Origin of the sequence: Allobosea sp. CRIB-10 (genome assembly GCF_900112185.1) — a bacterium.
In the GTDB taxonomy this organism is placed as follows: Bacteria; Pseudomonadota; Alphaproteobacteria; order Rhizobiales; family Beijerinckiaceae; genus Allobosea.
Window position 1 is genome coordinate 510,747 of record NZ_FOKP01000001.1, and the last position, 19,002, is coordinate 529,748.

15 protein-coding genes are annotated in these 19,002 nt (G+C 64.5%); 10 read left to right on the forward strand and 5 right to left on the reverse strand.

Features of this window, described 5'->3' with window-relative positions:
* Complete coding sequence (locus BMZ69_RS02340) at positions 1–2,256, forward strand: condensation domain-containing protein (protein ID WP_092154368.1); 2,256 nt, start codon at positions 1–3, stop codon at positions 2,254–2,256.
* Positions 2,257–2,283: 27 nt separating this feature from the next.
* Here the strand turns inward: BMZ69_RS02340 and BMZ69_RS02345 are convergent, their stop codons facing one another.
* Positions 2,284–2,982: a 4'-phosphopantetheinyl transferase family protein gene (locus BMZ69_RS02345; RefSeq protein ID WP_092154370.1), complete on the reverse strand. Its 699-nt coding sequence runs from the start codon at positions 2,980–2,982 to the stop codon at positions 2,284–2,286.
* Entirely contained in the window at positions 2,979–4,352 is a 1,374-nt protein-coding gene (locus BMZ69_RS02350) for a lipopolysaccharide biosynthesis protein (protein ID WP_092154372.1), read from the reverse strand. The genes BMZ69_RS02345 and BMZ69_RS02350 overlap by 4 nt, the downstream gene beginning before the upstream one ends.
* Positions 4,353–4,568: 216 nt before the next feature.
* Between BMZ69_RS02350 and BMZ69_RS02355 the strand changes: the two genes are divergently transcribed.
* The 9 genes from BMZ69_RS02355 to BMZ69_RS02395 all read left to right on the forward strand — a co-directional run bounded on the left by BMZ69_RS02355 (position 4,569) and on the right by BMZ69_RS02395 (position 15,380).
* The gene (locus tag BMZ69_RS02355) at positions 4,569–7,433 is read left to right on the forward strand and encodes a right-handed parallel beta-helix repeat-containing protein (protein WP_175506634.1); all 2,865 of its coding nucleotides are present in this window, start codon (positions 4,569–4,571) and stop codon (positions 7,431–7,433) included.
* Between the two features lie 177 nt (positions 7,434–7,610).
* Entirely contained in the window at positions 7,611–8,471 is an 861-nt protein-coding gene (locus BMZ69_RS02360; RefSeq protein WP_092154377.1) for a glycosyltransferase family 2 protein, read from the forward strand.
* 939 nt (positions 8,472–9,410) lie between these two features.
* Entirely contained in the window at positions 9,411–9,968 is a 558-nt protein-coding gene (locus tag BMZ69_RS02365; protein ID WP_092154379.1) for a methanogen output domain 1-containing protein, read from the forward strand.
* A complete protein-coding gene (locus BMZ69_RS02370; RefSeq protein ID WP_092154381.1) occupies positions 9,943–11,124 on the forward strand; it encodes a sensor histidine kinase in 1,182 nt (393 codons plus the stop codon). The genes BMZ69_RS02365 and BMZ69_RS02370 overlap by 26 nt, the downstream gene beginning before the upstream one ends.
* Positions 11,121–11,780 carry a response regulator gene (locus BMZ69_RS02375; protein ID WP_092154384.1) on the forward strand — a complete coding sequence of 220 codons (660 nt, stop codon included), beginning with the start codon at positions 11,121–11,123 and terminating at the stop codon, positions 11,778–11,780. Before BMZ69_RS02370 ends, BMZ69_RS02375 begins: the two co-directional genes overlap by 4 nt.
* 317 nt (positions 11,781–12,097) lie before the next feature.
* On the forward strand, positions 12,098–12,778 hold the full coding sequence (locus tag BMZ69_RS32005; RefSeq protein ID WP_092154386.1) for a LuxR C-terminal-related transcriptional regulator: 681 nt from the start codon (positions 12,098–12,100) through the stop codon (positions 12,776–12,778).
* A 295-nt stretch (positions 12,779–13,073) separates the two neighbouring features.
* A complete protein-coding gene (locus BMZ69_RS02385; protein WP_092154387.1) occupies positions 13,074–13,826 on the forward strand; it encodes a LuxR C-terminal-related transcriptional regulator in 753 nt (250 codons plus the stop codon).
* A 29-nt stretch (positions 13,827–13,855) separates the two neighbouring features.
* Complete coding sequence (locus BMZ69_RS02390) at positions 13,856–14,668, forward strand: glycosyltransferase family 2 protein (protein WP_092154389.1); 813 nt, start codon at positions 13,856–13,858, stop codon at positions 14,666–14,668.
* 262 nt (positions 14,669–14,930) lie between these two features.
* Positions 14,931–15,380, forward strand: coding sequence for an RrF2 family transcriptional regulator (locus tag BMZ69_RS02395; protein ID WP_092154391.1), 450 nt, complete (start codon positions 14,931–14,933; stop codon positions 15,378–15,380).
* 200 nt (positions 15,381–15,580) lie between these two features.
* Here BMZ69_RS02395 and BMZ69_RS02400 read toward each other — a convergent pair whose 3' ends face one another.
* The 3 genes from BMZ69_RS02400 to BMZ69_RS02410 are packed head-to-tail and all read right to left on the reverse strand — an operon-like array spanning position 15,581 to position 18,995.
* Positions 15,581–16,882, reverse strand: a complete 1,302-nt coding sequence (locus BMZ69_RS02400) for an aspartate aminotransferase family protein (RefSeq protein WP_210187974.1) — start codon at positions 16,880–16,882, stop codon at positions 15,581–15,583.
* A 26-nt stretch (positions 16,883–16,908) separates the two neighbouring features.
* Positions 16,909–17,970 carry a phosphotransferase gene (locus BMZ69_RS02405; protein WP_092154393.1) on the reverse strand — a complete coding sequence of 354 codons (1,062 nt, stop codon included), beginning with the start codon at positions 17,968–17,970 and terminating at the stop codon, positions 16,909–16,911.
* On the reverse strand, positions 17,967–18,995 hold the full coding sequence (locus tag BMZ69_RS02410) for a histone deacetylase family protein (protein ID WP_092154395.1): 1,029 nt from the start codon (positions 18,993–18,995) through the stop codon (positions 17,967–17,969). Before BMZ69_RS02410 ends, BMZ69_RS02405 begins: the two co-directional genes overlap by 4 nt.
* Between the last annotated feature and the right edge of the window lie 7 nt (positions 18,996–19,002).

Below are 19,002 nucleotides of genomic sequence, written 5' to 3' on the forward strand. Positions count from 1 at the left end.
ATGGCCAATCAGTTCACGCGCGAGCCCGAGCCGCAGTTGCGCCAAGCCGAGCGCATCGTGATGACGGCCAGGTGCTCGTCTGCCCAGCAGCGTTATTGGGAAATCGACAGCCGGGACCCCGGCACGCCGGCGCTCAACATCGCCGTCAAATGGCGGATCCGTGGGCACCTTGACGCTTCTCTGGCGCAGGAGGCGTTCCAGGCGATCCTGAACCGTCATGAATCCCTCAGGACGGCGATCCGGCTCGAGGACGGCCGGCCCGTCCAGGCGATCACCGAACACGTCCCTTTCAAGCTGCCGGAGATCGATCTCTCCGGACTGCCGGAGGCCGACCGTAGCAGAGAAGCCGACCGCATCGCGCAGAGCGAAGCCCGCACGCACTTCGACCTCGCCGAAGCGCCGCTGCTGCGGGCGACGCTGCTGCGCAAGAGCCGCGCCGAGGCGGTGATCCTCGTCGTCGCCCATCATATCGTCAGCGACGGCTGGTCGATGGGCCTCATCGCCAAGGATTTCGTCGCTGCCTATCAGGCGCTCGGCCGTGGCCGCGAGCCCGTGCTGCCCGAGCTTCCGCTGCAATATTCCGACTTCGCCGAGGGCAGCGAGGACAGCATGATCGGCGGCGTGCTGGCACGCGAGGAAGCCTATTGGAAAGACAGGCTCACCGATCTGCCGATCATCGAGATTCCGGGCGACCGTCCGCGACCGGCGACGCGGAGCACGAACGGCGCCTCATTGTCGCGGCTGCTTCCCCGCCCCTTGACTGCCGGCCTCGCGGATCTGGCGCGCAAGGAAGGTACGACTTTCTTTTCAGTCGCTTATGCGGTTCTCCTGACCTTGCTTCGGCAACGCAGCGGCGTCAGCGACATCGTGCTCAGCACGCAGATGGCGAACCGCGACGATGTCGATCTGGAAGGGATCGTCGGCCCCTTCGTCAACACGCTGGTGCTGCGCACGGCGATCTCGGACGAACAGAGCTTCCTCGATCTCTGCCGGGCCGCGCGCGACACCTTCGAGGAAGCCGTCGATCACCACCAATGGCCGTTCGACAGGCTGTTGCCGCTGCTGCCGAGCAAGGACGACGCCAGCCGGCCGCCGGTCTCGATCAACTTCATCGTGCAGCGCGCCTTCATCGGCGAGCTCGCCAATGACAGCTTCCAGCTGTCGGGGATTCCCTCGCCTTTGCCCGGCGCGCTCTACGACCTCAACTTCATCCTGGTCGAGCGCGAGGAAGGCTGGCGGCTGACCTGCGAGTACCATCGCGACCTCTATGACGAAGCGACGGCGCACGAGCTGGCGGAGCAGTTCGAGCGCCTGGCCGAGACGCTCGTCTCCGAGCCGGCCGCCCGCCTGCCGCGGCCGGCGCCGACCTCTTTGCCGGTCGCCTCCCCGCTCTGGCTGCCGGCCGCTCCGGCGCTGGCGCCGGTGATCGACGCGACGGCGCTGCGCCGCACCTGGCTGGAGAAATCCGGCACGCAGCCGACGCTCTTCGCGCTAAACCACACTGCCCATAACTTACGCCTGTATCGGCCGCTGGCGCAGGAGCTTGGGCCCGATCAGCCGTTCGTCGCACTGCAATTGCTCGACCCGCTGGTGAACGGCGCCGCACCGGCCTCGCTCGAGCAGCTCGCGGCAGCCTATTGCGAGGCGATCGTCGCGACCGAGCCGAACGGCCGCTATCGGCTCGCGGGCTTCTGTCGTTCCGGCGTGATCACGCTGGAGGTCGCAAGGCAACTGGAAGCGAGCGGCAGGCAAGTCGATCTGGTGGCGCTGATCGATTGCTGGGCCCCGGGCTATTTCCTGCGGCAACCCTATGTTGCGCGCCTGCGGTTCAGGCTGAAGCGCGCGGGCCGCTTCGCCCGGCGGTTCTGGCAGGCCGGCCCGCGCAGCTTCGTGACGCGGATGTCGTTCTGGCTGCAGTCCACCGCCGCCATCCGGAAGGCGAAGAGCCTGTTCTTCTGGCGCCCGGCCGAGGAGGCGGCGGACGAGGCCGACTTCTGGCGGACGACCGACGAGCTCGAAGCTCTCGTGCAACGCTACACGCTGCCGAACTATGACGGGCGCGTCCTGGTCTTCCGGAGCGGCGCGATCCCGCCCGGCTGGCCGCCGGACGCCACGCTGGGCTGGGGGACGCATCTGGCGCCGGACACACCCTGCTTCTGGGTGGACGGTGAAGGTCACGAGGGCGCGTTCTCAGAGGCGGGCTCGCGGACCATGGCGGAGCGGATTCTCGCAGCCACGAGCCAAGACCGGGGCTGACCCGGCTTCCCCCCGTCACCTGCGAGGCTACGGCCGGGCCATCCAGACCGGGGACCAGCCGCGCTGGCGCGCAGCCAGCGTGCCGCAATAGCCCGGCGCCGGCTCCAGATCGGCGAGCTGCCAGAGATCGGCTTCGGCCTGGTCGGATTCGACCGCCAGCAGCCGCGCCCTGAAGGGATCGAGCGAGACTTCGAAGCTCGACGGGCTGCCGTTGAGGCCGACACCGATCGCCTTCAGGCAGGCCTCCTTGCGCGTCCAGCAGCGGATGAAGGATTCCTCGCGCAGTTCCGGAGTCAGAGCCGCGAGCATGGCGATTTCGCGCGGCGCAAGGCAACCAGCCAGAAGATCGGCCGAGACCGGCCTGATGCGCTCGATATCGACGCCGACGGACATGCCTTCCGCGACCGCGACGATCGCGAGCTCGCCTGAATGGCTGAGATTGAAGGCGATTGGCCGCCCGCGATATTCGTTCGCCAGAAACGGCTTGCCGAACGCCGTCTCGCCGAAGCGCAGCTGCGGCGGCGCGACCGGAATATAGAGCGCCAGGACGCGCCGCAGCCAATTCCGCGCCGCGATGAAGGCGATCCGCGCCTTCGCGTCATGAAAGCGATCGGCGCGGGAGCGCTCCTCATCCGACAGGATTCCGCGCCGCTCGGCAGCCTCGGCCGCCCGGAGATCGACCCGGCAGCACCAGAGGTGCACTTCGGAGGGCGGTAGCGGCATCATGGCGACGGCACCGGCACCACGCGACTGCCGGTCGGCCCGGCCGGCCGGCTCGCCAGCAGGCCAGGAATCCGGATCGCGAGCACTACCAGCACGGTGAGCGCCGCCAGCTCCGACAGAAGGGTCACCGCGATCAGCCCGGCGACGCCGAAGGTCAGTGCCGCCGGATAGACCGCCAGCAGGTTAAAGCAGCCTCCGACGAGCGTCGCCATGAAGACGGGGCGGGTGCGCTCGAGCGCCCGGAACGCGCAGCCGAGAACCAGGCTCATCAGCGCCATCGGGAGAGCGAAGGAGTACCAGAAGAGCACCCAGTCGAATTCGAGGATCTCGCCGCCATAGAGCTGGTGCAGCAGCCACGGACCGAATAATCCGAGGCCGGCGACGGCGACGGCGCCGGTCAGGCCCGCAAAGAGCATGGTGTGACCGAGAATCCGATGGAGGCCCGGCATGCCGCCTTCCGCGAGGGCCTTTCCGGCCAAGGGCGGGACGATGTTCTCCAGCGCCTCACGCACCACGTTGAGGACGGCGAGCAGGCTCTGCGCCGCCCGCAAGGCACCGAGCACCTTCGGCCCGAACAGGCCGGCAGTCACCAGGAGCCCGCTATACCCGAGCGCCCATTGCACCGAACCGGTGAGGACGAGCCAGCGTGCCGAGCGCCATTGCCGCCCGGTGACGCTGGTCAGGGTCTCCCGCCGCCACAGCAGCGGCCCCGACATGCGCAGGCCGCAGAGCGTCGAGATCGCGGCCGCGCCGGCCACGACCCAGAGCGCATTCGCGACGCTGATCATCCCGGCCTGCCAGAGGATGATGAGCGCACCCAGCTTGAGAGTCTGGTTGATCGTGTCGATCAGCAGGATGCCTGCGGGCCGGCTGCGGGCGAAAAGGTACCGCCGCAGGAAATCCTGCGTGAGATAGGAAGCGGCCGCCATCGCCCCCGGTAGCGCGGCCTCCGCGAGCGACGAAGCTGTGCCCGCAGCGAGCATCAGGACGGCAAAGATCGCGATGGTCGCAACGACCACGAAGCCTGCCTGATGCAGGAAGACGACGGTGTAATAGGCTTCCGCCTCCGCCCCGTCCTCCTTGGTGCCGATGCTCATCATCGGGCTGACGATCAGCCCGAGCTGCAGGCTCATCGCGAAAAAGAGCGCGAGCCAGACCATGGTGTAGAGGCCGAAGGCTTCGAGACCCAGTGCCCGCGCCAGCAGGATGGTCGTCAGGAAATTGCAGGCGCTGGACAAGAGCTGATCGCTAAAGGACAGCGCCGGATCGCGTAGCGCCCGAAGCCGCGCCGCCATGCTGGCCCGTGCCTTGTCGCCGGACCTGCCCGGTCCCGGAAGACCGCGCCCCTGGCCGATCTCGCGCGCGCGCTGCATTCTTTAGTGCCCCAATCGCTGGTCGCCCGGCCGCATGGTCAGCCGAACTCTAGCGTCGTCCTGCTCTCGGCAGCGCTGGGCATAGGAGCTGCCCAAAAGGAAGGGGGACGGACAGCCTCGCCGGCATGGCTACCTCGGATGCCCAACCTGCTTCGGCTTGGCGGAGGATTACCTTCGTCACGCGACGGCGGTCGCCGCGCCGATCGAGGGTTGACAGTGAGAGAACGACTACGAGTACCGACCGACGCCGCGTCCGAGCGGCGGGCGACCGATCGCTATCTGCCGATCCTGGCGCTGGGCTTTGCCGGCTATGTCGTGTTCGGAAAGAGCTTCGCCTATCTCGGCCTGCCGCCGCTCTTCGTCGGCGAGGTCCTGTTCGCGCTCGGGCTCCTCGCCTTCCTGGTCTCCGGCAGCGCGACGGCGCTGCTCAGCACCGTGCCGGCGATCAGCGCGGCACTGCTCATGGCCTGGGTGTTGCTGCGGACGCTGCAAGGCCTCGGTAGCTACGGGGTCGACGCGCTTCGCGACGGCGCGGTGGCCCTCTATGCCGGTTTCGGCTTCATCGTCGCCGCTTTGTTGATCGAGCGCCCGATCCGCATCGCCGAGATCGTCGGCTATTTCAGGGTGCACGCGCGCGTGCTCATCCCGATCGCGATCGTGCTCTATCTCATCGCGCGCTTCTTCGGCGCCCATATCCCGAAGGTGCCCGGGCAGAACATCGATATCATCTCGGTGCGCTCGGGAGAGCTCGCCGCGCATCTGTGCGGTGCGCTCGTGCTGGTCGTGGTCGGTCTCTGCAAGGTCAGCCGAACCTGGGTCGTCGCCTCTCTCGGCGCGGCTTTGCTCATCGCGAGCCAGAGCCGCGGCGGCATGCTGGCCCTGCTGATCCCACTGCTTGGGGCCATGATCCTGACCGGCCAGGTCGGTCGCCTCGCCGCCATCGCCGCCGTCCTCACACTCGTGATGCTCGTCGGCTATGCCATCGATTTCGAGATCGACCTGCCCCGCGGCGAACGGCCGATCAGTGCCGTCGCCGTGGTCGAGAATCTCACCAGCGTCGCCTCCGCGAGCGCCGCCAACAATCTCGACGGCACCAAGCTCTGGCGGCTGAGCTGGTGGCAGGCGATCCGCGACTACACGCTCCACGGCCCCTATTTCTGGACCGGCAAAGGCTTCGGCATGAGCCTGGCGGAGGCCGACGGCTTCGTCGTCGGGCTCGAACGTGGCGGGCCGGTCGTGCGCAGCCCCCACAGCGTGCACATGACCTACCTCGCCAGGGCCGGCGTGCCCGGGCTCGCGCTGTGGCTCCTGACCATCGGCAGCTGGACGATCGCGCTGCTGCGGGCCGCTCATCTCGCCTGGCGGCGCGGCGACCTCGACTGGGGGCGCTACTTCGTCTTCCTGGCCTGCTATTTCGCCTCGATCGTCATCGATGCCTCCTTCGACGTCGCGCTCGAAGGGCCGATGCTCGGCATCCCCTTCTGGATCGTGTTCGGCATCGGCGTCGGCTCGCTGATGGTCTACCGCGCCTGGCATGTCGTCGACGCGCCAGCTGGCTTCAGGAGCACGGCCCGCAACGGCGCACGCATCGCAGCCTTGGCCTTCCTTGTGGTCGCGACGCCGTTGGGCAGCTCCCGCCCCGAAGCTGCCGAGACCGCGGCTTGCCCGCCCGGTGCGATCCTTGTTCCGGTCGGCGCATCCATCCAGGCGCTCGTCGAGAAGGCTCCTCCGGGAGCGGTCTTCTGCATCGCCGCCGGCGTCCACCGCGCCCAATCGATCACACCGAAGGACAGACAGGTCTTCATCGGCCAGCCCGGCGCCGTGCTGAACGGCGCCGAGCGGGTCAGCGACATCCGCCGGAAGGGAGCGTTCTGGATCACCGCCACGGGCCAACTCGAGGTCAGACCGTTCGGCAGCTGCCTTCCGCATCGGGCCCGGTGCAACGATCCGCGACGCTTTTTCCTCGACGACCAGCCACTGGAGCCGGTCGTCGACCGGGCCGATCTCCAGCCCGGTCGCGTCTACTCCGATGCCGCGACCGGGCTGAGCTATCTCGCCGACGATCCGAGCGGCCGTGTCCTGGAACGGACGCGACAGCTCTATGCGTTCGACAACGGCGGCGCACGCGGCGTGACCGTCAAAGGCCTGATCGTCGAGAAATATGCGACGCCCGCCCAGCAGGGCGCGATCTTCGGCGACGAGACCCCCCGCGCCGCGGATTGGCTGATCGAGGACAACGAGGCTCGCTTCAACAGCGGGTCGGGCATCGCGACGGGCGCGAGGAGCGTCGTGCGCCGCAACAAGGTGCACCACAATGGGCAGCTCGGGATCTCGCCGAACGGCGCCGACGTCCTGATCGAAGGCAACGAGATCTACGAGAACAACATCTACGGCTTCGATGCCGGCTGGGAGGCCGGCGGCGTCAAGGCGGGCAAGGTCGAGCGCCTGACCCTGCGCGGCAACCATGTGCACGACAATTACGGCTCGGGCCTCTGGTGCGATGTCGACTGCCGCAACGTCCTGTTCGAGAACAACCTCGTCGAGCGCAACGCGGATGCCGGCATCTTCTACGAAATCAGTTTCGAGGCGATCATCCGCAACAATATCGTTCGCCTCAATGGGACCGGCCGCGGCGGCCAGCAGGGCAGCGTCTGGGTCTGGGGCGCCGGCATCCAGATCGCCGCATCGGAAGGCGTGCAGGTCTACGGCAACACCGTCACCGTGGCGGACGGCGGCACCGGGATCGTCATCGTCGATCAGGGACGGGAGCTGACTGACCAGCCCAAGCGCCGACACGGCGCTGGCAAGCTGCTCTACCGGACGATGCGCAACGCCGTGCATGACAACGAGATCGTCTATGAGGGCAGCTCTGGCTTGTCCGGCGGGGCGAGCGACGTCCCCGCGTCGAACCCCAACTTCGGGATCATCGAGACGGGCGCGAACCAGTTCGATCGCAACACCTATGTGCTGCGTCGATCGAGCGATGCCCGGTTTTTCATCTGGGGGCACGAACCGGTCGCCTATGAAACGTTCCGCAGCCTCGGCCAGGAGGCGAACGGCCGGGTCGTCAGACCAGACTAGAGCATTTTTGAGCGAAGTGGACAGCGGTTCGCGTGAAGAAAATGCGATAAGACAAGGGCCTAGAACATTTCCGCGATTGGAAGAATTGCGGAATTGTTCCAGTTCGATCAGCCCTGTCCTGCGGGTCGACACCGCGCCCGCCCTCGAAAGTCGCCGGGGTCAACGCAGGAGGAAGCAATGCACCGGGACTTCGTCATTCTGGCTCTGGCCAAGGACTGCGCCGGCACGATCCCGCGCTTCCTGGAACTGCTCGCGACCCTGCGTCGCAACGGCATCAGCGTCACGGCCTTCGTCGGCGAGAACGGCTCCAGCGACGGAACGCAGGCCTTGCTTCAGCGTGCGCAGATGCTGGGCGGGATCACCCTCGTTCCGACCCCGTTCATGGCGGACGAGCCGCAACGGCTCCGGCGGATGGCTCTGGGACGCGAGCGGCTGAAGCACGAACTGGACGCATCGGGGATCCAGACCCGCTTCGTCTGCGTCCTCGACATCGACAACGTCATCGTCCAGCCGCCTTCGCCCGCCGCCTTGCTCGCAGCCGCGGCGAAACTCGATCGTCCGGGCGTTTTCGGCGTGTCGGCGAGCTCGCGCCCGCACTATTACGACCTCCTCGCCTTCGAGGATGAACATCGGTCCTTCACGACGCTTCTCGATGATCTAGCGCGCAGCCGATCCGACATCTTCCAGTATCATCGCTTCTTCCGTTCACGGATCTATCCGCACCAGCAAGCGCTCACGAGCGATCGCGAGATCACCTGCGCCTCGACCTTCAACGGCCTTTGTCTCTACCGCGCCGAGATCTACCGACTGGGAACCTACGTCGATGCCGCTCCCGCCATCTGCGAGCACCTCGTCTTCAATCGCCACCTCGCTGCTCTGACCGGCGGGACCATGCTGATCGACCCTGGCCTGGTGCTGCGCACACCCGCCGATCACGCCGAGCAAAGCTTGCTGCCCTTCGCCTGGCGGCGGCTCCGGAAGCTCGTCGCGCTATCGACGCAACGGCGACTTCGCCGGCCGGGCCTGCTCGCCAGATGATCGATGCAACGGAGGCTGCAATCCAAAGCGCGCGAATGTGAACAGCCGTCAACAACGATCTTGGTCAATGCCTAAGGATTCGGCATTTCACACGAGATTTCGTGGAAGGTTCGCAGGGTCGAAGCTGCGATCACGAATTTCTTACCACGAGGGCTTTGGCGCTACCCACTGCCTAGCTTTTGAGAGCAGAATGCACTTCAAGAACAACAAAAACCTGACAAGAATCAGGACATCGAACTGTCAGCGTATAATTCATTTATTCTGGAAACTATGAACATAAATTAATATCTTGAATCTCATTCTAAAATTTAAATTCAGAAATTCTATGAGATTTTATTGGCGTAATTACATCAACATTGATTCATAACTTAATACACTCGAACTTTGCAAGCCTCAAAAAACCCTCAAGATACAACTTATGTTAGAAATCGAGACTCGCAAAAACCATTTGAGACTGTCCTATTTAATTTCTGGCAGACAAATCCCGATAGTATGTTATCATCAGCAGGAAAATACGTATTCAGGGTTGGGAGGTCGTGTTCGATCTACGCCGACAGCGAATTGGCTTATTGTCATAGTGGCATTTTTTAGTGAAGGTTTTTATAGGAAATCGAATGCAAGCTGAAAAAATATTGACCCTATATCGGATGTAGATGCGGGTTTTTGCTTCACATTCCGCTAGGTAAGTATCGGGTCTAAAATTTTGCGTTCCTAAAATTCACTGCCGCGATACGCGCCATAGCAAATTCTATAAATATTTTTCTAAGAAAAATAGAAATCATTGAACCTATATAGGAAATATTCTAGTTTATATAAGTAATATATAAATTCATTCATAATAAATAGAATCCTTTAATTTAGAAAACCAACAGAATTCGGAGAACCAAAACACACAGCACTCCTCGCTTAATTAGTTATCAATCCAGGAGGTCTGCCAGCGTGACTGCACCCGTCGCCAACGCAGCTCTGCCGAATATCGGCTCGCTCGACATCGGCATCGATCACCATGGTCTTTTCAGCACCTTGGTCTCCGACATGGCCGAGCTGCTGGAGAGCATCGCGGGCATCGATGACGCATGCGCTTATGTCAGTGGCATCGCAGCACGCTTGGGGGCGGACATCGAGCAGCGTTACAAGACCGCGCTCGGCATTCAACATTTCAATCGCGATCAGTTGATCGAGGTACTGATCGATCTGAAGAATCGCGCCGGCGGGAAATTCTCCGTCATCGAGCAAAGCGACGAGCGGATCGTCTTTGGCAATTGCGCCTGTCCGCTCGGGGATGCCGCTGCGAACCACCCTTCTCTTTGCATGCTGACCTCGAACATCTTCGGCCGCCTGACCGCGAACGCGGTCGGGTATGCCGCTGTCGATCTGGAGGAGACGATCGCGAAAGGCGCGGCCGGATGCCGCGTGGTTCTCCATCTGAAGCGAACGGAACTGAGCCCGGATACGAGGGAATACTTCCGCGATGATGCATCTGCAGCTTCGCCATGAACTAGATCTCGAAACCTATCTCGAGCCGTCGATCCTCGCCCTCAGCGACGGAAGCGTTCGCGCGCTCAACCGTGCCGCGAGCCAGACCCTCAATTCCGCAAGCGCAACCCCGTCGTTGCTCGATCTGTGCACGAAACGGGTGGAAGCCCTGCGGAGCTATCTCCTCGCCTGCTCGGGCTCCCGCCAACCGCTGATCGACAAGGTCAGCCTCGACGGCGCCGACGGCTCGGTTGACTATCGCTGCTTCGGCAACGTCCTGGTCCCGCGGACCCGAAACCGCCCGGCCATACTCTTGTTGCGGCTGTTTCCGGTGCTCGACGCGCGCTTCTCTGCGGCTGCCGAACGGATGAGGCGCCTGACGGCGGAGCAGCAACGCCGCCTTGCCCAGCAGCAGTTCGACGAGCTACGCAGCGACCGTCTGAGGCTCGTCGAGCAATATTGCTTCGTCGCCGAAGCGCTGCGTGTTGTGGAGGCGCGGACACGCGAACTTCAGACCGAGATGAGCCATATCCGCGCCGATGAGCGGGAGCGCATCGCGCAGGACCTGCACGACCATGCCGGGCAGGAAATGACCCGGGTCCTGGCCGAGCTGAGAGCATTGCAGGAGAGCGTGAAGGGGCCGGCGAAGCGGCGCCTCGACGAGATCGTCGAGCATGTCACCGGGGTCGGACGCAAGATCCATCATGCCGTCGTTGGCGGGCGGCTGCGCATCGTCGAGGAACTCGGCTTTGCCCGAGCCATCGAAACGATGGCGGCCTCGTTCGCGGCCGATGGCAAGCTCGATCTCTGCTTCAGGAAGAAGGGAGCCGTTCCCGAGGCTCTGCCGATCGCCGTCGAAAGCGCATTGTATCGTGTGGCTCAGGAGGCGCTGACGAACGTGCTCAAGCACGCACATGGCGCCCGGAAGGTCGAGCTCCTTCTGGAATTCACCGGCCACTCGCTGTCGTTGGTGATCGCCGACGACGGCGCGGGTTGCCCGGCGAAGGCCGCACAAGGCGTGGGGAGCGAGAATGCCGGCATCGGACTTCGCGGAATGCGCCAGCGCATGGACGACATTGGCGGCACCTTCGACATTGGTCCTCGCCCCGGCGCCGGCACGATCGTCACGGCGACAGTGGCGTTGGCCTGCAAAATGCATGGTGACGCTCCGTCATGACGGCGCGCCTCATCCTCGTCGACGACCATCCGGTCATCCTGGCCGGCTTGCGGGCTCTTGTGCTCGATTTGCCGGAGCTCGAACTGGTCGGGCAAGCGAGCTGCGCATCCGAAGCGTTCGCGCTTGTCCGCAGCCAACGCCCCGATGTCGCGATCCTCGACATGGGCCTGCCGGGCATGAGTGGCTTGACTCTGGCCGAGCGCGTCCTCGAGGAGGCGCCCGACATGCGCATCGTCATGCTGACCCATTACGAAGAGCCGAGCTATGTCCAGAAGGCGCTGCGGATCGGAATTCGCGGCTATGTCCTCAAGGCCTCCGCGGACGAAAAGGTCGCGCAGGCGATCAGAACGGTCCTGAGCGGCGGCGTCTATATCGATTCGGATCTGGAGGATTTCCGCGCCGAATGGATCCTCAAGCTCTGCCCGACTGCCGGCGCGGTTCCTGCCGCAGCCGCCGATACGCTGACCTACCGCGAAATGCAGGTCTTGCGCCTTGCCGCCGTCGGCCACTCCAACAAGGAGATCGCCCGACGGATCGGTCTCGGCATCAAATCGGTCGAAACCTACCGCTACAGGGCCTGCAAGAAGCTGATGCTGCACTCGCGCCTCGATATCATCAGATATGGCGCCAGCCATGGTTGGATTCTCGACATCTGACGCGCCTGACTAAGAGCCTCCAGCAAAACCTGGACCCATCCAGATAGGTCGAGGTTTTGCTGGAGGCTCTAAGCCGTCGGTGCTCTGAACTCTGCTTTTCAGCTGTGCGGAGTACTCAACTTGGCCTCGTCGAAACGATAATGGCCACGCGCCGGGCAACGACACCTCCGGAAGAGCGTCGCGACTTGGAGGGCCGTTCCCGGTACGACAGGTCCCTGGGGATAGAGGCCTGCATTTGGTTGTCGCGTACGATCGTGCGGCGCTGACCAAGGCACTGTGTCTCCCAACTGCGAGGCGACCAGACCGGCGGCACGACCATGGCAAGGATTCTCGTTGCCGACGAACATGCGCTCTACCGCACCGGTCTACGCACGATCCTGCATGCCGCGCTGCCCGAAGCCGATATTCTCGAGGCCGAGGATTTCAGCGGCCTGATGCATAGTCTGATGGAGGAACAGCCGGTTCATCTCGTGCTGGTCAGCATGGGCCTGACAGGTTCGACCGATCCGCAAGTGATCTGGGATTTCAAACGGGCCTCGCCGACGACGCGCTATGTCGTCATCTCGAGCAATGGCTCTTTCGATCAAGTCCTCCATTACATCGCAGAAGGGTTCCACGGCTTCATCTCGAAGCTGCAGCGGGATGACGAGATCGTCGAGGCGATCCAGGAGGTTCTGGCCGGGCGCCTTGCGGTCCCACGTGGCCTCACGCCGTTCGGGTCCGCCTCAGAGGGGCATCGCTTTCGCGAGGCGCCGCAGCGACGCGCCGGCTCGCAGCAGGACCCGTTCGGCCTGACCCGCCGGCAGAAGGAGGTCCTGGCCTTGCTGGCCGACGGGCTTTCGAACCGGGAGATCGCCCAGGCCCTGCACATCGCCGAACCGACGGCGAAAATTCATGTCTCGGCGTTGATGCGGACGCTCAATGTACGCAACCGGACAGAGGCCGCAGTGCTGGCCAAGGACCTCATCCGCATCCTCAAGGTCGACCCTACAACCTGAAGTAATACGTCCGGCCTAACCCGAGGTTTTTGCAATCATCGCACGTTCTTTCTTGTAAGGTTTCTCCTGACAGGATCGTAATTTTCCTGACAAGACGAATACATCCGAATGAACTAATTATTAACCATCGAGCCGAGGGTGCGGCATCCCTCATTGTCACCTGATGCCCACAAATGAGTAGCCAGCGCGTATTTTGCGCCAAGGCTTACGCAAAACAAAAATCACCGAAAGCGAGAGTTTTTGCCTTCTGTTGCATCCGCGACAACAGTCTTGTTTTGAGTAAAGGGGAGTAACAATGGCTGACATTATCGAGACGGCCGTGCTGAGCGACAACGCCTTGCTTCGGGAGGGGATAACCCAGTTGTTGAATGGGGCACGCTTCCGGGTGAGCCAGAGAAGCACGAGCCTCGACTTTCAAAGGCATGAGGACAGCCAGGCGGCGCCCGATCTTTTCATCGTCGTGATCGACGACATGTCCTGCTCGATCGTCGGCGACATCCGGCGACAGTTCAAGAGCGCCAAGATCGTAGCGCTCGCCTTGCGCGACAGCCGCGAGCTGATGCGCCGCGCCATGCAGCTCGGGGCGGTGGGCTACCTCGTCGAGTCCGTTTCGGCGCAAGACCTCATCACCTCGCTGGAGGTCGTGATCGCCAACGGCGCCGTCTTCCCTCCCGATCTGCTCTCGCAGTTCTCCGAAGTCGCGGTCGAGCCGCAGCGGCTCCTCCAGGACGTGCAGCGCAGAGCGGACGGCTCGCCGTTCCAGGGTCTTTCCGCCCGGGAAGTGAGCATTCTGGAAGGCCTCATGCTGGGCGAATCCAACAAGGTGATCGCTCGCAAGCTCGATATCGCCGAAGCCACCGTGAAGGTTCACGTCAAGGCGATCCTGCGCAAGGTCCGCGTCAGGAACCGCACCCAGGCCGCCATGTGGGCGATGCAGAACTCGGTGACCCGCATCCCGGTGGTCGAAGAGGCCGACACGGTGGAGGACACACCGCTGCCGATCATCGCCACGCGACCGGACATGATGAGCTCGCCTCGTCTCGTGTGATCGGATCCCCTCAGCGCCGGAGCCAGCCCATGATCGTGACAATCGTGACCCCGACGCTGAACGCCGTCGATTATCTGAAGGAATGCATCGAGTCCGCGCGCCGCAACGCGACGCGCGGCGTCGAGATCGAGCATGTGATCGTCGACGGCGGCAGTACCGACGGTACCGTCGAGCTCGCTCGCAGCTATGGGCTTCGGGTGATGCAGGGCAAGGACAGCGGCATCTTCGATGCCATCAACAAGGGCTCGTTCAACTCCTCCGGCGAACTGCTGGGCTTTCTCGGCGCCGACGACGTCATGCTGCCGGGCGCGGCTGCGGCCGTCGTCGACGCTTATTGCGAGAGCCGTCGACGCTGGGTGGTCGGCGCCATCCGGTGGATCGATTCGAACGGGCACAGTCTCGGCGGCCTCGCAGCGCCTCCGAACTGGATGACGCCCGCCATGCTGGTCTGCCTGGGCTGGAACCCGATCATGCACATGGCGACCTATTTCTCCCGGACCTTCTTCGAAGAGCTCGGCGGCTTCGACATCGCCTACAAGGACGCCGGGGACTACGACATGTTCTGCCGGGCCCTGGCGAAGGAGCCCTATGGCCGGATCGACCGGCCGATCGCCTGCTTCCGCCGGACCGGCGTCAACAACAGCGCGATTCATGGGAGCCGTACGGCCGCCGAATGCGCGAAGGTCTACGCGCAGCACGGCCCCTCGTCGCAGGCTGAGCGCCAGTTCTGGCGTCTCCTGCTGAAGGCCTATTTCAATCTCGGCAACCCCGATTGGCTGCTGTCGAAAATGGCGGATTCGACGCGCACGACGCTGAGGCTGCAGCCAAAGGCGCATTTCTGATCCCGGCCTCGCCGAAGGCGGCAGTGACCACGCCGCCTGTTCGTGACCTCGGCAATCATCGGCGCGACCCGTCCGGAACCACTCCACGCCGGTGCTGGAGCCGAAGATCACGGCGGCGATCGAGGCGTGGATCGACGCGGCCCGCCAGCCTCACGGCGGTCCGGCCCCCTGGACTTTCTCCCCCGGACGTCCGCTGACGCCGATTCACTTGCAGTTCCCGCAAAATAGATCGATCTAGTATACTTCTTTGCGAGGGCGGGCAGTGCTGACCAACAAGGGCAAATACGGCATCAAGGCGATGATCCATCTCGCCGGCCTCGATGCCGGCGAGACCGCCCAGATCTCCGAAATCGCCCAGCGCAACAACATCTCCAAGAAGTTTCTCGACGCCATCCTGCTCGATCTGCGCAATGCCGGCATGTTGCGTAGCAAGAAGGGACCGGGCGGCGGCTACGCACTGGCAAAGCCGGCCCGCGCCATCAAGGTCGGGGCGGTGATCCGGGCCCTGGAAGGGCCGATCGCACCGATCGAATGCGCCAGCCAGTCGGCCTTTCGGCCTTGCCGGGACTGCGACGACATCGAAGCCTGCGTCGTCCGCTCGGTCATGCGCGAGGCGCGCGACGCGATCGCAGCGGTGGTCGACAACACCACTATCGCCGATCTCGTGAGTCGCGCGGCGGCGTACAAGCCAGAGATCGACTTCGCCATATAAACCGACTTCGGTACAGATGCTTTTCCGGGAGCGGAAACCGCATCCCCATGAGAGCTGAAGCTGTACTGACCGATCTCTGCACGGCGGATGATCGAGCAGTGACGGGCTCCACCCGCCAATGCCGTCCGCCTGACCGCAATCGTGGGACCGATCCGACGATCGGCCGCGACGGATTGGCGACGTCCGATCTCAAACCGAGCTCAACGCGGCACAGGAGCTACCGCCGGGTAGGTCAGCCGAAGTGCCCGCTCCAATGCTTCGACCAACTGGTCAGCATTCTCCTTCGAAAAGATCATCGGCGGCCGGATCTTGAGCAGATTGCGACCGGCGCCGGTGATGCCGACGAGGACGCCCTGCTGCAGAAGCTCTTCGATGAGCGCGCGCGCGATTTCAGGCGCAGGCGCCTGGTTCGCGCGATCCCTGACGATCTCGACGCCGACGAACAGACCGGTGCCGCGGACATCGCCGATGCGCTCGTCCTTTTCCATCAGCCTGGCGAGCCGATCGCGCAGATAAGCGCCGACATCAAGCGCATTCTCCTGCAAACCCTCGTCCCGCAGCACGTCGAGCACTGCGATGCCGGCTGCGGCGACGACCTGATTGCCACCGAAGGTGTTGAAGTAGCGCTCGGTCTTCAAGAAGCCTTCGACCAGCTCGCGGCGCGTGATGACGACGGCGAGCGGCAGCCCGTTGCCCATCGGTTTGGCCATGGTGACGATGTCAGGCGTGATCCCGGCGTGCTGGAAGCCCCAGAAATGTGTGCCGGTGCGACCGAGCGCGGACTGCACTTCGTCGGCGACGATCAGCGCGCCGGACTTGCGGACCTCGGCGATCGCCTCGTCGAGATAGCCGGCCGGTGGGCTGTAGAGGCCGTCACTGGCGAAGACCGGGCAGGCGAAGAACGCCGCCGGCCGGTGCCCGCGCTCGGCGAGGCCGGCGATGGCCCGGCGATACTGCTCAGCGTATTCGGAGGCCGTCAGCTTCGGCGTCTTGTCGCCGACGCCGCGATGCTCCGGAGCGGGCACGGTCGCGACCCAGCCCTGCTGGCGCTCGGGGGGAAGCGTCGAGGAATCGAGCGCGCCGATGATCGTCGAATTGCCGTGGAAGGCCGAGCGGGTGATCAGCGCGCCGCTGCCGCCGGAATTGGCCATGGCGATCCGCCAGGCGAGCTCGTTCGCCTCGGTGCCCGAGCAGACGAACATGCAGACCTTGAGCGGGTCCGGCATGGTCTCGGCGAGTCGCTCGGCGTAGTCGACGATCAATTCGCTGGGATAGCGGGTGTTGGAATTGAAGGTTGCGAGCTGGCGGCTCGCCGCCTCGACCACGCGCGGATGGCAGTGACCGACATGCGGGACGTTGTTGTAGGCGTCGAGATAGCGCTTGCCGTTCGCGTCGGTCACCCAGACGCCCTCGCCGCGCACCGGCGCGAACGGGGCCTGGTAGAATTGCTTGTACATCGGCCCGAGCAGGCGGGCGCGGCGTTCCATCAGCGTGTCGTACATGGCGAGCGTCTTTCCGAGGGAGACTGTCAACGGTTGCCGAGGCCGGCGGCCTCGGCGAGGCGAGCGTGGAGTTCGGTAGGGGATAGCGCGTCGCAGCGGGCGAGCGCTTCCCAGCCGAAGCGGCTGACATCGTCGCGATAGGAGGTGGTCGCGGCGGGGTTGGCCTGGCGGCGCCAGGAGACGATGAGCTCGCGGGTCACGAGCCGCGCCTGGATGAGAACCGGCAGAACCGCGATCTCGTCCGTCTCGAGCGGCAGGACCCGGGCATAGCCCTTCACCACCTGTGCCATCGCGCTCGGCGGGTCGGCCTCGCGATAGAGCAGATGCGCCGCCGCAATCGCGACCTCGGCGACGCGGATCGTCCTGATCATGTCGCCGAAATCGATGATGCCGGAGACCGAGCCGTCCTGCGGCTGCAGCAGCAGGTTGTTCTGGTTGAGGTCGTTATGGATGACCTGCCGGGGCAGCGCCGGCAGAAGCGGCGCGACGGCCTCGGCGAAGCGATCGAGCACGCGCTCCGCCAGAGCCTTGCGCTGGCCGGTATCGAGGAAGGCGACCTTCTCGCGCAGGCTGGCAAAGTGGACGAGGTCCCAGATGAAAGCCCGGTGCGCGCCCGGATGATCGAAATCAGCCAGCGCCCGATCGAGCCGGGCCGCCAGCATGCCGATCTCGACCCGCTGGGCCCGCGACAAGGCGCTGCCGAGGGCAGGCTCACCCGGCAGATAGGTCAGGACGCGCAGCAGATTGCGCCGGCCGCCGCTTTCATGCACGACGATGGTGCTGCCATCGCGTGCGGCAACCACGCGCGGCACCGGCAGGGCCGGATCGGTCCGCGCCAGATGGGTGAGCGCCGCGTTCTGGAAGGCGAGCTCCTCGGCGCTGTCGGAGTCGCCGCAGATCTTGAAGACGACGTCGCGGCCATCCGCGCAGGCGACATGAAGGTTGAGGTCGCGCTCACCGCTGATCCGCGCGAGGGAACCGCTGATCCCGAAATGTTCGCGCAGCATTTGCGCCAGTTCATCGCCAGCGAACTGGGGCAGCGGCGCCATCAGCGCATCGTCCAGAGCGGGCGCAGCAAGACCGCTCACGCCATCGCCTCCTGGAAGCCGGTCAGGAACGCCGCGAGATTGTCGCCCAGCACCGGCGAGGGATAGCCGCCTTCCTGAATGATCACGGTCGGGCGTCGTAAGCCGGCGAGGCTCTCGCCCATGCGCCGGAAGCCTTCCGTCGTCACGGCAGTGCAGGCGAAGGGATCGGCCACCGAGGGATCGAGGCCGAGCGCGATCACCAGGATATCGGGCGAGAAGGCCTTGGCCCGCTCGACCGCATGCCGGACGGCGGCGAGATAGACCTCGTCGTCCGCCCGCTCCGGAACCGGCAGGTTGAGGTTGAAGCCCTCCCCCTCCCCCGCACCGATCTCGTCGGCATAGCCGGCATAGAACGGGTAGACCGTCGCCGGGTCGGCATGGACCGAGATGGTCTGCACGTCGGCGCGATCATAGAACAGCTGCTGCGTGCCGTTGCCATGATGGACATCGACATCGAGGATGGTGACGCGCGAGGCGTGATCGCGCGCCAAGGTCGCCGCCAGCGCGGTATTGTTGAGGAAGCAATAGCCGCAAGCCTGGTCGCGATAGGCGTGATGCCCCGGCGGCCGGCACAGGGCATAGGCCGCCCGCTCGCCATTCAGCACCCGCGCCGTCGCCTCGATTGCGGTCGCACCGCTGGCGAGGATCGCCGCCCAGCTGTCGGCGAGCAGCACGCTCGCCGCATCGGCGATGTAGTAGCCGGCCCGCCCCAAAAGGTCCTGCGGCAGCTGGCGCATATAGGCGTTGGGATGCAGGCTCGGCCGTAATTCCTCGCTCGCCGGGAAGCGCTGCTTCCAGGCGGCGAAGCCGGTTTCGAGAAAGGCGAGATAACCGGCGTCATGAACCCGCCGGATCAGCGCCATGTCGGCCGGTCCGGGCGCGACCACCGCCTCGGTGCAGCCTTCGGCCGCCGCGAGCAGGACGCGCGCCCGGTCCGGCACCTCCAGCGCCGTGGTGAGCGTGCCCCCCGAAAGCCGGGTGCGCACGTGGTGACCATACTGGTCGGGATGGAAGATCGTCTTCATCTCGGGC

Bases quoted from the DNA above. Each gene is read 5' to 3' on its own strand.
- BMZ69_RS32005 (WP_092154386.1), top strand. From the start codon at position 12,098: ATGGCAAGGATTCTCGTTGCCGACGAACATGCGCTCTACCGCACCGGT.
- BMZ69_RS02360 (WP_092154377.1), top strand. From the start codon at position 7,611: ATGCACCGGGACTTCGTCATTCTGGCTCTGGCCAAGGACTGCGCCGGC.
- BMZ69_RS02375 (WP_092154384.1), top strand. From the start codon at position 11,121: ATGACGGCGCGCCTCATCCTCGTCGACGACCATCCGGTCATCCTGGCC.
- BMZ69_RS02390 (WP_092154389.1), top strand. From the start codon at position 13,856: ATGATCGTGACAATCGTGACCCCGACGCTGAACGCCGTCGATTATCTG.
- BMZ69_RS02385 (WP_092154387.1), top strand. From the start codon at position 13,074: ATGGCTGACATTATCGAGACGGCCGTGCTGAGCGACAACGCCTTGCTT.
- BMZ69_RS02340 (WP_092154368.1), top strand. From the start codon at position 1: ATGGCCAATCAGTTCACGCGCGAGCCCGAGCCGCAGTTGCGCCAAGCC.
- BMZ69_RS02410 (WP_092154395.1), bottom strand. From the start codon at position 18,995: ATGAAGACGATCTTCCATCCCGACCAGTATGGTCACCACGTGCGCACC.
- BMZ69_RS02400 (WP_210187974.1), bottom strand. From the start codon at position 16,882: ATGTACGACACGCTGATGGAACGCCGCGCCCGCCTGCTCGGGCCGATG.
- BMZ69_RS02345 (WP_092154370.1), bottom strand. From the start codon at position 2,982: ATGATGCCGCTACCGCCCTCCGAAGTGCACCTCTGGTGCTGCCGGGTC.
- BMZ69_RS02350 (WP_092154372.1), bottom strand. From the start codon at position 4,352: ATGCAGCGCGCGCGCGAGATCGGCCAGGGGCGCGGTCTTCCGGGACCG.
- BMZ69_RS02370 (WP_092154381.1), top strand. From the start codon at position 9,943: ATGATGCATCTGCAGCTTCGCCATGAACTAGATCTCGAAACCTATCTC.